Consider the following 14,843-nt stretch of genomic DNA (forward strand, 5'->3'; position numbering starts at 1 on the left):
CCGATGACAGGATACAAGAGCGCACATTGCGAGTCGGTTGGGTGTTTGTTTTTTTCTAAATTTTTTGACACGGGTCGCACATTGTGGCGCTTCGGCCTAATGTGCGCAGAGTATGTAGAGTATTGTTTTCGAACCCTGTTTTGCACATTGCGGGATCGGTTCACAGCATAGTCGCGAATTTGCGTTTGGTCTGGCCATTCGCCAGACACGAGCGCGCCAGGCGCGGCCGTTCATCGCTAAGGCTTAGCGATAACCGGCGGTGGCGGGTTCTCGCGCTGTGCATGGGGTAGTCCGCAATGGCTTGCGATGCCAGCATCACCTGAGGCCTACCGGTGGCATCGGTGTTGGGCCGAGAAGGAGAAGAATGTTGGCCCTAGGCCGTCAGCCAGCTTTCGGTCTTTTTTCAACAGGTATTCGAGCGCGCGAAAGAACCAAGTGAGCGACTGCGGTGAGGCGGAAAGCTTGCCTCGTAGCGCAACGTCGTCTCCCCGTTGTAGGAGTCGCCGGTTCAATTCGGTGGTGATTCGCATCGATGCTCAGGAAGTCGTCGGCTTCTCAAAACAGGGGACCATAGCGCAGATTCGTTTTATCGAACTACGGTCAGATTCGAGCTCTAGACAATGATCAGGCAGACTCGCGATCTAGGTCTGAGCACAGCGTTTGCGAGCCATTTTATGACGACCGAGCATGAGCCGGGGGTGTGCCGGACGCACAAGTGCTGGAGGAGCTTTTTTGACGAGCGTTTTCGGGTCAGGGCCAAGCCTCGATGCACCAAAGGGTGATGTCGCGCGCCAGGCAACCGCTGCGCTGCGCGGTTACGGCTATCAGCTCTACGCATCAGGCTTGGCCTGGCTGGGTTTGGGAGATGGCGAGATCCTCCACCTCGAGGTGGCCGAAGACTATGCAGTCGCGACGCGCGACGCGCTCGCAGGAACCCAGGTAAAAGACACAGGCGGAAGCGCGAACATCACCCTCCAGTCGGCGGATGTTCGCGCCGCAATCGATTCCTTCTTCGATCTCGTGCACCGCAATCCCAAACGCGCTGTTTCGTTTCACTATCTGACCACGTCCTTCATTATTGGCGCCGGGCTGCGGCGGGAGCCGATGTCGGGCCCTTACGCACGCTGGTGGCAGCGCTTGATCTGAAGCCGTCCACGAAAGCCCATCTCGAAGCACTGCCGGACGACGATGCGTTCCGGAGCGATTTCCTCCGACGCATTCACTGGGATTGTGGTGCACTGGGCATTGCAGGCGTGCGCGCCGAGCTTGAGGCTGGACTTATCGAATATGTCGCATCCGCAAGACGGCTCTCGAGCCATACGGGGAGGGCTGTTTTGCCGGCGGTTGTCGAGCGCCTGCTGATGACGGCGGTTACCGACAATGCGCGACAATTGCGTCGTGCCGACCTCCTCGCACTAATCGACGAGACAGCCATTGTTCCAGTTCCGCTGGAGCAACTAACGGCGGCGTTCCAGGGCGGAGGCGCAGGCGCGACCTTCACGCGGCCGGCCTTGCTGGTACCGGCGAGCGACTTACCTCTTCCCGCGATCCGGGCTCCGCGAATAGACCTAGTCGCCGCGCTCGACACCGCACGCCGCACAGCAGGGGTTGCGATCGCGAGCGGCGCGACGGGATTGGGCAAGTCGCTCGCCGCGCGCGTCGTGGCAGACTGCTGTGAAGGGCGGTGGTCGATCGTCGACTTCCGCAACTTATCTCCCGCCGAGACCGCCGCACGGTTGTCGCTTCTGCAGGGGGAACTGGCTGCCACGTCCGCAACGCACCTTATTCTGGATGACGTGAACGAGATCGACGATCCTGCCGTACGTGATGCGCTGCTGCGCGTCGTCACCAGCCTTCGGCGACGCGATTGTACTGCGGTAATCACAAGCTATCGCGCACCGACCAAGGCTACCCTTTACCAACTGGCACCCGAGGCGCCCTCAGCAGTCGAGGTCGCGTATCTGGCTGAGGAGGAAGTTACCGAACTCGTCGCGTTGGCCGGCGGCGATACCAAATACGCCGGTGCGGTCTATCGCGCTGCGGCACGCGGCCATCCTCAGCTCACCATGGCGGCGCTGCTCCATCTCAAGTCAGCAAATTGGTCACGGGCATCGATTGGCACGGTGCTGGGCAGGCAGCTCCCCGACGAACTGGGCGCGGAACGGCGCGCAGCGCGACAACGCCTGATCGCGGCGTTTCCGACCGACGCACAGACGCTGCTGCTGCGCGCTAGCCTGATCCGCGGCGGGTTCGGCCGCGCCCTTGCCCTAGAGATCGCGGGGCTGGAACCGATCGTACCGCTTCCCGGCCTTCTGCTCGACCAACTCGTTGGTCCTTGGATCGAGCCCTATCGGACAAAGCGACTGCGGGTTTCGCCATTGCTCGAAGATGCCGCTGAGGATGTGCTCACCGCAGCACAGTGTCGGGCCATTCATCGCTGCATAGCCGACTCAATGATGCAAGCCGAGAACATCTCCGTGCTGGATGCGCCCGCTGCTATGCATCACGCGCTCAAGAGCGAGGAGGGTGGTCTCGTCTTCGCCTTCGCGCAAAGCGTGATTACCTGCCCAGTCGGTGCACTGGACCTCCTCGCTCCCTTCTTGGGCGAACTCCTGATATTCCCAGCCGATACGCCAATCTTCCTGCAGGACCTCGCAGCGTCGGCGGTACTGCGATTGGCCCAATTGCAAGTTCTTCTCCCTTATGGGACACCCGAAAAAGCCCGCGCCGTCTGGGACGCGTTCGAGCGCGAGCGTGTCCATGTGAAGGGACCCGACCTGATCGAGGGCTTCGCGCTCTCCAAGCTTCTGCTCCATCCACGCACTGGCGAGCTTTTTGCCGATTGGTTGGATATCCTGCTTCGGTTTGACCGCTTGCTCGGAACCTCGCCTGCACTCGCCATTGTCAACCGTAACTTCAAGTCTCCGGCCGGCGGCGATCCGCATGTTAGCGGCGTGTTGCTGGCGGCGCAGCTTGGCAACATTCGGACTGTCGCCCGGTTCAAGGAGATTCTGGAGCGGCTCGACGGCGAGGCGTCTGCGACGCGCGACCGGATTTTCTCATCCTTTCAGCTTGGGCGCGGCGATATTTCGATACTGGTCAATCATGCTTGGCTCAAGGAATCGCGAACGGATAATTTCGACTGGGAGGCTGCTGCCCGCGACTATGCTGACTGCGCAGAACTCGCGATGCGCTGGGGCAATGCAGTGCTCGCGTCGCGCTGTGCGATTGCGCAGGCCATTTGCCTCGACGAGAACGGTGACGATGCCGAACGGGCACTTGCCTGCCTGGCACAAGCCGAGGACAAGTTCGGCTTTGACATCGCGCTTTCGCGAGCGCGGGCGAAGATCCACTGGCGTAGACGCGATCATGCGGCGGCGCTCCCGCTGCTAACCGCAGCCGCCGAAGCAGGCGGCCAGGACACAATCGAACGGGCCTATATCGCTCGGGAGGCTGGCATAAGCGCGGCAACGCTCGACGACTGGGCAGCCGCGCAGCAATGGTTCGAACGTGCTCAGGGGGAGGCTTCGACGCTCGACAAGATGCCTTCAGTGCGCGCGATGGCGATCGGGTTGCTCGCAGATACCGCCCATGCCGCTTATTGCGCGGGCCGGCCGGACATCGCAATCGTCAAGATGCGCGACGCCCTGTCCGCCCTGCCTGGGATCGACGCGGAGGGCACGCTAGCCGAAGCCCATTGCCACCGTGTCGTGCGCCATGGCCTGCTCTGGCTTTACCGCGAAATCACGGGGACCAAGGCCGGCGGTCAGGAAGAAGTGATCTATTCGCCGGGCTGCGCCAGCAACACCGAGCCGCTTGAAGCTATCCGCGAACATCCAGTCGCCGCCCTCGATCTCGCCTTCTACTTGCTCGCCGATGCGGACGAAGCACTCGCTGAACCCACCGGCTTCTATCGCGATTTTCGCGACTATCTCGTCGAGGGCCCGATCGTCTCGTCGGAGCTTTCAGCGGCGATCGCCGAGGATCGAAGGACCATCGCAGCCCACGATCCAACCCATTTCGTCGAGCGAGTGCGGCGCCATGCTTCGGTCGCCCGGATGGTCGCCTCCGGTGAGTGGCTCGAAGTCGGCGACGCGCTCAAGAACCCCAGACGCGGCATGATCCCGTTGGCGACGATCGGCGAAGACGTCGATGGGGATCTGCGCCGTGCGGCTGAAGACTATCTGCTGAGCTTCGCCACGGCCGCGGCGCTCGCCGGCGCGTTCGACGCGATCGACGCAGTTGTCCAAGAGGGATTGGCCTCGCCCGAGATCGGATCAATTCACCCTTTGCTTCGACGAATGAGCGGCGAAGTCACGGCAATCGCGACCGATCGAGATGGCGCGGCCAGCACGATTTGGCTGCTGCGCGAGGATCTAATGGCGCGCCCCGTGGCATTCTGCTGGGCAGGCGCGTGGTTACTGTTCCATGTCAATGCCTCGCGGCTCCCTGTCGGTGTTGCAGAGCCCCTCGTGGCGTGGATTTTCGCCGGATGCGCCTATCTGGTCAGCAACGGCCGCTTCCGTCTCTCCCTTCCGGCGACCACGGTGCCGCCGGTCGAGGCTGTGCTTACGCGACCCGAGCGAACGATCGCGTCTGCCGCCGAGCTGCTTCTCACGCTCGCGCCCGCAGTGGCGACACGGTTCATTCCACAGGCGCGATCTACGCTGGAGAAGATCGCTGGAATCTCGCCGAAGTGAACGCTGCGATGAACTCCACTGCAATTCTGCAGGCGGTGTTGCTGCTCTCAGCCTCGTGCTCCGGCTCCATCGCGGTAATTACGGTTTGGCCCGAGCGTTACCCGGCTTCCGGACTGTCTTCTTGGTTTCTTTTGCTGGCACCTTTCGCCCAAGCCCGCTCGACTCAGTAGACAGCGTCGACCGTTGGGCAGCGTAGTTCGGCGCCACCATCGGGTAATCAATCTTCGACCCCCCACTTCTCACGATATTCATTGGGCGTCAGGCCATAGTGCTACCCGCGATCAGATCGATGTGAGAGCCTAGCCGGCGCCCCGCCATTTTCGGGAATGAACTCCACCGCCGCCACTTCCAACGCAGTGCGGATCGCCTTTCGATTCGCGATAGTAGTAGACGGTACGCCGTCCTCGGACTCCGCGCGTCTGACAGTTGCTACTCCTACGCTAGCAGCGGCGGCTAAATCCTCCGCGCTCCACCGCACCAACGCACGCGCAGCCCGCATCTGAGCACCGGTGACGGCCACCTTCTAGAAGCACTAGCACTGTCAAAAGTTTGGTTGTGCGGTAGCCATCCGGCCAAGGCCGCCTGGATTGGCTTTTCGGTCTCGCCATCTCTGCGGTAAACCGATTATGCTGCTGACCAAAGCGACTGCCGCCATAATCGGAGACTACCCTGATGCATGAACGGAATGAAAATGCGAAGCGCGCCCGCGAAATCCTGAAGGCGTGCGGGATCGATATATGCACAGCCTTCGAGGCGCTGGATGGGCGGCAAATCGATGCGCTGCTCGCACATCTGGATCAGCATCGGTTCAACAAGTACGGCCCTATGAGCAAACTTCGCCAACCGCCGGGCAGCGTCAATTCGCGAGTGCGATCGTTTCACGGCCTGCTTCAGGGCCGCGCTGCACTCCGGCAGCCTCGAATCGCTGCATCAGTGGGTACTGAACTCAGGTCGGAGACTGAAGAGTAGCTTGGCGACCTGATCGCTTCCCTTAGCTAGCCGTCCGCAGTCGGTTAGTCCCATGTGCTCGGTGGCTACGGTGAAGAGATATCCCGCGATCTCGCTCGCGGTGGCGCCTGGGCGCAATTGTATGGCTCGGACTGATGTCATATCCTGCATCAGCACAGGAGACCTTTGAAGGTTACGACTGCACTGCCTACTGTTCAGGCCATGAAGCAGGATACGATTGGGCGGAGCGAAATGGCGTAACGGAGGCCAATGACTGCGATGGCAACAGTGAATCCTTCAACCAAGGCTGTCAGGCGTTTGTGGAAGAGCAGCAGCCTTTGCCGACGAAGAAGACACATCCCACGAAAACGACGAGGACGATTCAGAATAGAAGTTCTTCATGATTGCTGGTGGCGAGGAACTCGTTTGTTTCAGCGCTCTCGCCGAAATCGGGCTGCTGCTTGTGCTCTCTGGACTCGTAACCCAACGGAAGCATTCTCCCCCTTGGGGAGATGGCGATGGGCAAGATTGTTCAGCCATGGGCTAGACGGCAAAGGGCATGGTGGCGTCCGTTCTTGAGCGGCCGTCTTGCAATCGTTTTAGGGCTACTTGGAGCAACGCCCCTCGCTTACGTCGCGACAGACGCTAGGCATGATCTTCCGCGTGTCCATTCCTACGGCACTTCACCAAGCCGGATTACCTCGCGCAAGGTGGGCTGTGACATCAAGGGGAACATCAACGAACGTGGCGAGCATATCTATCACATGCCCGGCCAAGAATATTATCTGTCCACTCGTGTAAATCCGGCTCGAGGGGGGGAGCGCTGGTTCTGCTCGCAATCGAAAGCATGGTGGGCGGGTTTGCGAAAGACCAAGGTTTAATGGCGGCGCAAATTATGGCTCTCCATTGGTTCAATCCTCCGGTCTGAGCCAAGCTAGCGCTGCTGCGTATCGTCTTTCTCCACCACACCCTTGCAGCGGCTATCGCCGAAGCCGGATTGATTAGGGTCGATTTCGACCTCGACCAGACCACCTTTGTCGATCCCCTTTTTGCTGATCAATGTCCCAGCCGGAACAACACACGCCGCTAAGTTGAGGAGGCGTGTCACGTCAACAACAGAAATTGGCCGATCGTTCTGCAAATCAGGCCACCCGAGTTCAATGGTGCGCCGCGCCTGTGCAAACGCCCTCTGATCACACCAAACAACTATGCTATCGATAGCAGACCGGCCCCATAGGACTTCACTTGCAGTCGCGTGATCAGTGAGGAGCAGCAACACCCCGCCTGTAATGAGAAGGTTGGACATGCCAGCATCCTTTGCTGAGATAACATTTTAGATCGTAGCCAAGCAAGAAATCCGGAAACCCTTGAGGCATGAGCACGTCAGTTCTTAGAGACGCAAGGGCCTACGCTACCCTTCGGGCAGCAACCCTGAACGGATGATCCATATCGAAGGCGTCTGGGCGGATACATCGCTCGACCTGTTTCCATGTCACAGGATGGGCAATTGGGAAGCCGGGCCGAGCTCGTGGGGAGAACGCTCCGACCGCCGTGTTGCCTCGTCCGTTGCGAAAGTAATCGATAAAGATACGGCCCCTTCGGGCCGACGGTGCAGCGGACAGGAGATAACGATCCGGGTGAGTTTGAACGAGCCGCTGGGCGAACGACCGAGCGAGGGTCCGGGCATGATCGTGTGTGATCTTCGTCTCAAGCGGTGCCATCAAGTGAATACCCTTCCCGCCCGTCACCTTCGGCCAGCTCTCTAGGCCTTCTGCCTCCATGAGGTCGCGGAGCTCTAGCGCAGTCCCGATGACCTCATCCCATTCGACACTCTCGCCCGGATCGAGGTCTAGAACAATGCGGTCAGCATGTTCGATGTCGTCAACGGTGGCATTCCAAGGGTGCAGCTCAACAGCGTCCATCTCAACCAGCTCCAGCAACCCAGCAAGATCGTCAACCCACACCCGGACGCCTTCGCCACCCTCCCGCTTCTGCACCCGCAACTGATGTACGGCAGCAGGGATCTCCGGCAGCTTGCACCTGTGATAGAAAGTCACCCCACGACTATGGCGGACAAGCTTGAGCGGTCGGCGGCCCAGATGGACGAGTGCTCGATCGGCGACGTTCTCCCAGTAACGCGCAAGTTCATCTTTGGGAGGCGAGACGGCGTCCGGCAGCAGTTGCAAATGTTCTCCGTAGGAATCCCATGTTCTCGGGCAGCATTTCGTCTCTTTGAAGGGGCGGTAGGTTTTGCCGGTATCGTTGCGAGGTCCTCGCGGATGCCCTTTAACACTGCCTCACGCAAGATGCCGCGGTCCGTCACCCCACTGAATTGCACCTCGGCCAGTACATCTGGTCTGACCCACGTCGCTTTTGGCTTCACGATAGGCTCTGAGAGAGGTGATTTGCTGATTATCAGCGGGTCAAGCCGCTCTCGAAGCAGTTGCGCAATCTTGAGGGTATAGCCGCTGCGAGCCTTCCCGGCATAGAGTAATCGGTCGCCCCCGCGGCGCCCTATGTAGAGTGACGCAATGCGGCGCGGTCGAGCGCCGAGCTTCTCGAGGAACGCCACGATAGGGAAAGTGTCGCTCTTGATGCATTTGACCTTGAGCCAACTGGTCTGAACGCCTGAGCGGTACACGGCATCGGTGCGCTTGGACACGATGCCCTCCAATCCCATCCGGCAGGCATGTTCAAATACGTCCATACCGCTTAGCTCCAGATGCTCGGCATAGGTTAGTGTCGGGGCTGAGTCCCTCAGCAGCTTCTGTAGCGCGGCCTTGCGTTTCAGTAGTGGCTGCTGCCTGAGATCGCGCCCGTTGAGGTGGAGCAGGAGCAAAATGAATTGCGAGAGGTGCGGCAAGAACGACTGCATGCATGTTGAGACACAGACCCGTCGCCACGAGAACGGCAGGGCATTCGAGTGAGACGGCTTGCTGAGATAAGAATGGTGCGGCGGGTGGTGTGGAGGGATGAGGACTGAGGAAGGCTGCTTTCGGCCCAATCCAGTCATTCCGGTGTACAGACTCTGGCGCAAAGCGGACTATCGCGGACGCGAACTTTTTGACCCGTGCGCGATGCCAGGCGGAGTCAAGGCTGAAGCCCACTAATGCACTCGCCGTAGTACGTTAGTGTGTCGTTCCCGGGCGCCGATTTTGATACCGATGCGGGCAATCGTAGCGAAAATGTGAACTCCTGAATCCCGACTTCGGCGAGCATCAAGCTGAACCGACACTCAGTGGAACCGGGACGTCTGGCCGACTTGCAAGGAGTTGTCTTTCGCACCCATGCCGCCACGGATATCATTAGCTCGGCGGCAAATGCTCAAATTTGCATGAAATCGCGGTGGGTTCGCTGGCCATACTGGCGGGAGCCACGGCGCAACTTCCGCTGTAATAGAAGCAGAGCGCGTAGCACTATCGATTCTGCGGCATGGCAATCACCGAGCTAGAAGGGTTGCCAGCAACGGACGCCCAGCGCTTCAGCGAGCGAGCAATTGAGCACCTTCGTCTTGAGATCCCCAGAGTTTTTGATCTCCAACAGGTAGTCTCCCTCGTTGCAGCGGACCGTCCAGATGCCAGCATCATAATCGACGGAATCCCCCATGTAGATCATCTTGCTAGCGCCCGTGCAGGGATCGGCGTTCACGATAATTGATTGAAGTGCGGTAAGCCGATCCGCCTCCGATAGCCGCGATAAGAGGTCACAGGCTCGGCCAGCGAGCGCATGGGAGGGAAGTAAGAGAGCATTATGGCAAGGCCAACCCGGTGCGACAAGGTGCTCAGCATAGGCTTTCACACGGAATGCCGTCGCTGTCCCGGTCGAGTTTCCCGCCCCAAGAGCAGCTGTTCAAATACCAATTTGCTTCATCGCATGAGCTGATTTGCGAACACGTCAATCGCGGCTGGCAGGACCAGCTTTGCGCAATTCGTGAGAACGAACTTCCTTTGCTTGAAGTCGCTCCCAACAAATGAACGCTCTCCCAAATCAGGGATGGGCTGCTGCCGGACAAAAAGGATAGAGCCGCGATAAACCCAATTGCTGATTGCTTCATATTTCCCCCTTCGCGGACTGCCGCATTGACCGCAGCCCGACCCTCAAATCTCATTATCGATTCGATCGTCTCCAACCAGCAGATCGAGCATCTGCTTCCGAGCAAAACCACCTCTCACCTTTCGATTCAGAAATTCGGGTGACGTCGTAGAATTTCTGGCCAGGCACATGATAGATGTTTTCGCCGCCCGCTGAAATGTTGCCTTTGATGTTGCAGCCTGAGTTGCCGTTGCCGATCGCAAAAAGCGGTGCCGGCGTCGCTTGCGGGTCGTCGCTGTGCTGTGCTCGCCAGTCCCACGGAAATTGAAACGTCCCTACCCAAAGACCGGCCTTCGACGCCTTCGCCTCAGCTTGCTGCCCTGCATACGCACCATTGCTGTATGTCGGCCAATCGAGCGCTTGGCCATGCTCGACCATCCAAGCGGCGACACTGGAGCCGTCCGCGCGTCCGCAGTCGCCGACATAGCGGTCATAGCGATCCCACGTGACGAAAGTGCATTGGACAGGCTTTGACGCCGACAGGAAGCCATCCAGTGCTTCGGCAGAGCGGCGCCCGCACGGATATTCGAAACCCTTGGCGTCGTTGCAGTATTGGTGGCTCTCGGGCGCGTCGATACCATTGAAGCGGATGCGCTGCCCATGGATTTCAATTGTGTCGCCATCGATGACCGAAGCCACCCCAGAGATCGGGGCCGGAGCCGGCTTGGTCAAATTCTGTAGATTGATCTCAGGCAGCGAGCCTGTGTGTTGCATGACGAATTGCGTTGCCAAAGCCGAAGCTGCGGCCACGGTCACGAAAACCAGCCGCATAGGCACGCCCGACAACCAGCGCCGACGATGCCGCTTTGGCCCGCTGCGCTTCCGCCACTGGTCGGACCGATTATCGTAACGAGACCTGTCCAAGCCCATCATCACATCGCGCCGCCTGCGCGGCTTTCGGCCGAACGCAGCGTCACCGAAATAAGAACCGCTGATAGGGCGGCGAAATACAAACGCCAATGCATGAAGGTATCCCCCGACACCAGATGGGATCATGCGCCTTTTGCACTTTGTTGTCGAATCTGCCGACGAACGGGCTTGCGCGCAGTCTTCCACTACGCGATGTTGCCGCCGGGCTGTAAAAGGGGTGGGGACTGTGAAGCGATTTGCTTTGACGATTTCAATGCTAGCTGGACTGGTGGCGTGCGCCACCCCGCCCGACAAGATCGCGGGCGTTCCGAACGCTGGCCCCTGCACGCAGGCGGACAGAGAGCGTTTGGCCATCGTATCAAATCAGCAAAACAAGGCTGTGACCGGGGACGCATTGGGCGTTTTTCTCATAGGCGTGCCGGTTTCCTCGATGTCGGGCGGCGACCACGAAACCGAGATCGCAATTCTCAAAGGGCGATGCGGCGCGCCAAAAACCTAATATCAGTGGCTTCGGCTCTAGGCGCGCCGTTGGCGTTCATCGGGTTAACCGGTTGACCGTTTCAACGATGGCTTTGGCAAGGGCTTCGCCCTCGTGTACGGGCTCTGGGCCGTAGAGTAGTAAAACGGCTTCCTCGCTAGGTAACACGCCAGCCGGGCAGGTCTGTTCAATAGCCATGCGAATCAGCTTAAGGCCGGCCCAGGCGTTTTGGATCGTCTCTGGCGCTTCCACTGCATCCTCGCTGAGATGGTCGGCCCGACAGCCGCTGCGGAGTAGGCAACCGACCGCCGGGCCTAACCGGCGGGGGTCTGGGGGAGCGGCCCCGCCGGCTAGTTCTACCATAAGCTCTACATTCATCATTGCTAATTTAGTAAAATGGTCACGTTCCGTTCCCCTGGCTGTCAAATCGGATGAGCCTAGAGTCAATTTGGTGCCTAAACGAGTGAGTGCCGGCGGCCGGCTACAATTTATTCCTCCGATGATGCCGACCTTGGTCGCCAAGCCGCCCCAAGGCGATGACTGGATGCATGAAGCCAAATTCGACGGCTACCGCTCGCAAATTATCATCGAGGACGGTGGCATTCGCATTTTCACCCGGAGAGGCCTTGATTGGACTGCCAAGTACCGTGATCTTGCCGAGGCAGCCAAAGGTCTCAACGTACAGAACGCCATCATCGACGGCGAAGTCGTCGTCCTGAATGAGGCTGGCCTTTCGGATTTTGCCGCGCTTCGCAAGGCCATCACCAGGCGCCAACACGACCTCTATTTCGTCGCCTTCGATCTCCTGCACCTAAATGGCCACGATCTGCGCGACATGGCGCTGGAGGACCGGCGGGAAATTCTGGCCGGCCTTATAGGGTCTGACAGCCGCATCCAGTTCAGTGAGACAATGCCAGGCGAGGCTAATGCGATCTATCATCTGATCGACGCGGCCGGCCTGGAAGGAATGGTATCGAAGCGTCGAGACAGCAAATATCGCAGCGGCCCGACTACCAATTGGCTGAAGACTAAATCCTTCACCGAAAGCGAGTTTGAACTTCTCGGCGTCGAACGCGAGCGGGGCAAGCCGGCTTTCGCCCTCATGGCTGACCCAGGCACCCGGAAATATGTCGGCAGTGCGTTCGTGAGCGTCAACCGCGAGATGCGGGAACGACTGTGGAAGCGGGTCCAGGAACATGCCGGGCCACCACCCAAGGAAATGCCAAAGCGGCCGGCAACGCAGTGGGTCAAGCCGGGTATCAAGGCCCGTGTGAAACACCTCAGGGGCGAGGAAGACCTAAGGCACGCCTCGCTGCAGGATTTTTGGGAAGAGAGTTAGCCAGCGCTCCGAATAGGCGGCGGGCTTTTCTATTCACCCCCGAGCCATGAGGCGCTTCGAAAGCGCCCGCCACAACTCCGCTTCGTCGCTGAACCCGTTCTCGAAAGCCTCGATGACTTCGCAGGCGAGATGTTCCCGTTGGTCCTTGTCTTTTCGGGCTAGGCGGCGCTCGGCGCACAACTGGTCAAACACTCGCTGGAGCAACTCCAGATCGGTAGGTCTGAATATTCCGCTATAGCGCCTAAAATGGCCGCCGCCCTCAACAGCGGCTGAACGCGGAGCAGTCGCTAGCGATTGTGCTCGGGTCGGTGAGTTCCGTTGATCCGTTCAATCCTGCCCTTATCGAGCTTAAAGATGCCGTTGCCTCCGCCTTGCTGTTCAAAGTCCGTTTGCATCTCATCCCATGAGCCAAGGTACTTGCCGCAATCGTCGCAAGCGATTGAAGTATCGGGCGTCGCATCAGCGGGAATCCTTAGCCGTATGGTTAGGCAGTAAGGCATTCCAGGAGCTGGTCGAGATAATCGTAGGCAACTTCTGCCATCGGATTTCTCCCCTATAGGGGCGGGAGCACCGAAGTTGGCTTCCAAGCGTCCGCGTGCCGTGAAAGGGCGGACGACACGCTGGACCCTACGCCTCATCCACAGAATAGCGAGTCATTTGCGATTGCGTAGCGCGGTAGCGCTTTAGCCGCCGCCGCCACTCTCGGGGAACACGACCTTGCTCGGCGAAACGCCCTGCTTCTCAGCTTCGCGATGCAGGCGGTCCAACCATTGTTCGCGCCATTCTGGTTTGCCGCGATACCAGATTGCCATCATCTCGTGGAGCGCTGCCTGATCGGCATCCGACAGAGGAGCCTTAGCCCGGATATCTCACACTGTCTTGCGGCATAGATCAGTCGGCGGCAATTTTGTGAGGGGATGAGTTGCGGACAAGGGCTGTGCGCCGCGCGGAGCGGTTGTGGTGGTTGGGTGCTGTCGTTGTTGTTGACGGGAGGGGTGGATCGGGGCGCTCAGGCGGCGACTGCCGATAATCGAGCGTAGGTCAGGGCCCACTCGCGCTGGAAGGGGCAGGCCGAGTTCATGGCCAGCTTGACGCGGCGCACCGAGACGCTGACCAGGGCGCCGATCTTGAACAGTTTGAGGCGAATGGTGGCACAGCTTGCCTTGGCGAGACGGGTGTTGGCCAGGCCGATGCGGCGCAGCGCGCAGATCAGCACATAGGCCATGGAGGCGAACCAGAGCCTGAGCTGGTTGGCGCGCATGGTGGCGGCCGAAGTGCGGTCGGCGAACAGGTCGAGCTGGCATTCCTTGATGCGGTTCTCCATCTCGCCGCGGGCGCAGTAGAGGTCCTCATAGAGGCCCTGTGCCGGCCAAGCCTCGGCGTCGAGCGAGGTGACGACAAAGCGTGGGTTGGCCTCACCTTGTGTCCACTCGGCCTTGGCCACGACTCGGCGCCGGCAGCTCCAGCTCTTTCGGGTGGTCCACTGGAAGTCCTTGAAGCGGCGGGCGGGCCGGCTGGTGAAGGCACTCTCGGCTCTGGCCTCCTCCAACTCAGCCCCGATGTGCCGGACCAGCCGGACATTGCGAGCCAGGCCGAACAGGTAGTCGACGGCATTGCTCTCGCACCAGGCCATCAGCTCCTCGCGGGCGAAGCCGGAATCGGCGCGCAGCACGATGCGCACCTTGGGCCAGCGCTGGCGTAGCCGGTGCACGATCCGCTCGATCTCCTGAACCGAGCCTGCCGACGCATCGATGTTGGCGGGCCGCAGCTTGGCGCACAGCAGGTGATCGCCGCAGAAGATGTAGAGCGGCAGGTAGCAGTAGTTGCCGTAGTAGCCGTGGAAGAAACGCCCCTCCTGGTTGCCATGCAGGGGATCGTCGGTGGCGTCCAGATCCAGCACGATCTCCTCGGGCGCAGCCGCGTGTGCACCCACGAACAGCTCGACGAACAGCGCCTCAATCGCCGCCGGATCATGGCTGATCTTGTGATAGCGCGAAGGCTGCGGGCGGCTCAGTTCGAGCCGGTTGAGCGTCGACTTGCCGGCCACCGCCGCACATTTCTTGTGACGGCGCGCCTTGAGCTTGCCGACCAGCACCGCCATCACCGGATCATGGCGCAATTCGTCATGGTCATTCAGGTCTTCATAGCCGAGCGCCAGCGCCAATGTTCGCTGGCCCACCAGCGTCTCGACCTCGTGCTCGATCAAGTCCGGATTGCGAGCGTCCACGAAGCAACGGGCAAAGCGGCCGACCAGTCCAATCGCCCGGTCCGTCAGCCCCAGCAAAAGCGCGCCGGCATCCGAAGTGATCGTCCCGCCGTCAAAGCCGGCTACCACGGCGCGCTTTTCAACAGCTCCAAAACCAAACCGTTCCGCGCTACACTCTGTTTGCATCGGGGAACACCTATGCCTCGGGTA

12 protein-coding genes and 2 pseudogenes are annotated in these 14,843 nt (G+C 60.0%); 6 read left to right on the plus strand and 8 right to left on the minus strand.

Features of this window, described 5'->3' with window-relative positions; translation table 11 throughout:
• Nucleotides 1–732: 732 nt before the first annotated feature.
• Nucleotides 733–1,146, plus strand: coding sequence for a hypothetical protein (locus AC0NIE_RS13810; RefSeq protein ID WP_473487110.1), 414 nt, complete (start codon nucleotides 733–735; stop codon nucleotides 1,144–1,146).
• Nucleotides 1,147–1,334: 188 nt separating this feature from the next.
• Nucleotides 1,335–4,700, plus strand: a complete 3,366-nt coding sequence (locus AC0NIE_RS13815) for a hypothetical protein (protein ID WP_473487109.1) — start codon at nucleotides 1,335–1,337, stop codon at nucleotides 4,698–4,700.
• 78 nt (nucleotides 4,701–4,778) lie between these two features.
• On the opposite strand, the pseudogene AC0NIE_RS13820 reads toward AC0NIE_RS13815, so the two are convergent.
• Nucleotides 4,779–4,971: pseudogene (locus AC0NIE_RS13820) on the minus strand (MucR family transcriptional regulator); the annotation flags it as partial.
• On the minus strand, nucleotides 4,972–5,199 hold the full coding sequence (locus tag AC0NIE_RS13825; protein ID WP_473487108.1) for a helix-turn-helix domain-containing protein: 228 nt from the start codon (nucleotides 5,197–5,199) through the stop codon (nucleotides 4,972–4,974).
• Between the two features lie 173 nt (nucleotides 5,200–5,372).
• Between AC0NIE_RS13825 and AC0NIE_RS13830 the strand changes: the two genes are divergently transcribed.
• On the plus strand, nucleotides 5,373–5,669 hold the full coding sequence (locus tag AC0NIE_RS13830) for a hypothetical protein (protein ID WP_254017894.1): 297 nt from the start codon (nucleotides 5,373–5,375) through the stop codon (nucleotides 5,667–5,669).
• Nucleotides 5,670–6,166: 497 nt separating this feature from the next.
• The gene (locus AC0NIE_RS13835) at nucleotides 6,167–6,529 is read left to right on the plus strand and encodes a sunset domain-containing protein (RefSeq protein WP_474047056.1); all 363 of its coding nucleotides are present in this window, start codon (nucleotides 6,167–6,169) and stop codon (nucleotides 6,527–6,529) included.
• A gap of 53 nt (nucleotides 6,530–6,582) precedes the next feature.
• On the opposite strand, the gene AC0NIE_RS13840 is transcribed toward AC0NIE_RS13835, so the two are convergent.
• From AC0NIE_RS13840 to AC0NIE_RS13855, 4 genes and pseudogenes are all read right to left on the minus strand, one after another.
• Nucleotides 6,583–6,954: a hypothetical protein gene (locus AC0NIE_RS13840; protein WP_473487106.1), complete on the minus strand. Its 372-nt coding sequence runs from the start codon at nucleotides 6,952–6,954 to the stop codon at nucleotides 6,583–6,585.
• Between the two features lie 100 nt (nucleotides 6,955–7,054).
• A pseudogene (gene ligD, locus AC0NIE_RS13845) lies at nucleotides 7,055–8,508 on the minus strand (non-homologous end-joining DNA ligase); the annotation flags it as partial.
• A gap of 921 nt (nucleotides 8,509–9,429) precedes the next feature.
• On the minus strand, nucleotides 9,430–9,756 hold the full coding sequence (locus AC0NIE_RS13850) for an excalibur calcium-binding domain-containing protein (protein WP_473624648.1): 327 nt from the start codon (nucleotides 9,754–9,756) through the stop codon (nucleotides 9,430–9,432).
• Nucleotides 9,756–10,700 carry a thermonuclease family protein gene (locus AC0NIE_RS13855; RefSeq protein ID WP_473487104.1) on the minus strand — a complete coding sequence of 315 codons (945 nt, stop codon included), beginning with the start codon at nucleotides 10,698–10,700 and terminating at the stop codon, nucleotides 9,756–9,758. The genes AC0NIE_RS13850 and AC0NIE_RS13855 overlap by 1 nt, the downstream gene beginning before the upstream one ends.
• 136 nt (nucleotides 10,701–10,836) lie before the next feature.
• On the opposite strand from AC0NIE_RS13855, the gene AC0NIE_RS13860 reads away from it, so the two are divergent.
• Together AC0NIE_RS13860 and AC0NIE_RS13865 are read left to right on the plus strand one after the other, a co-directional pair.
• Entirely contained in the window at nucleotides 10,837–11,109 is a 273-nt protein-coding gene (locus AC0NIE_RS13860) for a hypothetical protein (protein ID WP_473487103.1), read from the plus strand.
• Between the two features lie 478 nt (nucleotides 11,110–11,587).
• Nucleotides 11,588–12,427 (plus strand): ATP-dependent DNA ligase, encoded by an 840-nt coding sequence (locus tag AC0NIE_RS13865; RefSeq protein WP_473487102.1) that lies wholly within the window; start codon nucleotides 11,588–11,590, stop codon nucleotides 12,425–12,427.
• Between the two features lie 683 nt (nucleotides 12,428–13,110).
• Here AC0NIE_RS13865 and AC0NIE_RS13870 read toward each other — a convergent pair.
• Entirely contained in the window at nucleotides 13,111–13,242 is a 132-nt protein-coding gene (locus AC0NIE_RS13870) for a hypothetical protein (protein WP_473487101.1), read from the minus strand.
• 194 nt (nucleotides 13,243–13,436) lie between these two features.
• On the minus strand, nucleotides 13,437–14,819 hold the full coding sequence (locus tag AC0NIE_RS13875; RefSeq protein WP_473487100.1) for an IS1380 family transposase: 1,383 nt from the start codon (nucleotides 14,817–14,819) through the stop codon (nucleotides 13,437–13,439).
• Between the last annotated feature and the right edge of the window lie 24 nt (nucleotides 14,820–14,843).

The organism is Mesorhizobium sp. WSM4842 (assembly GCF_055901575.1).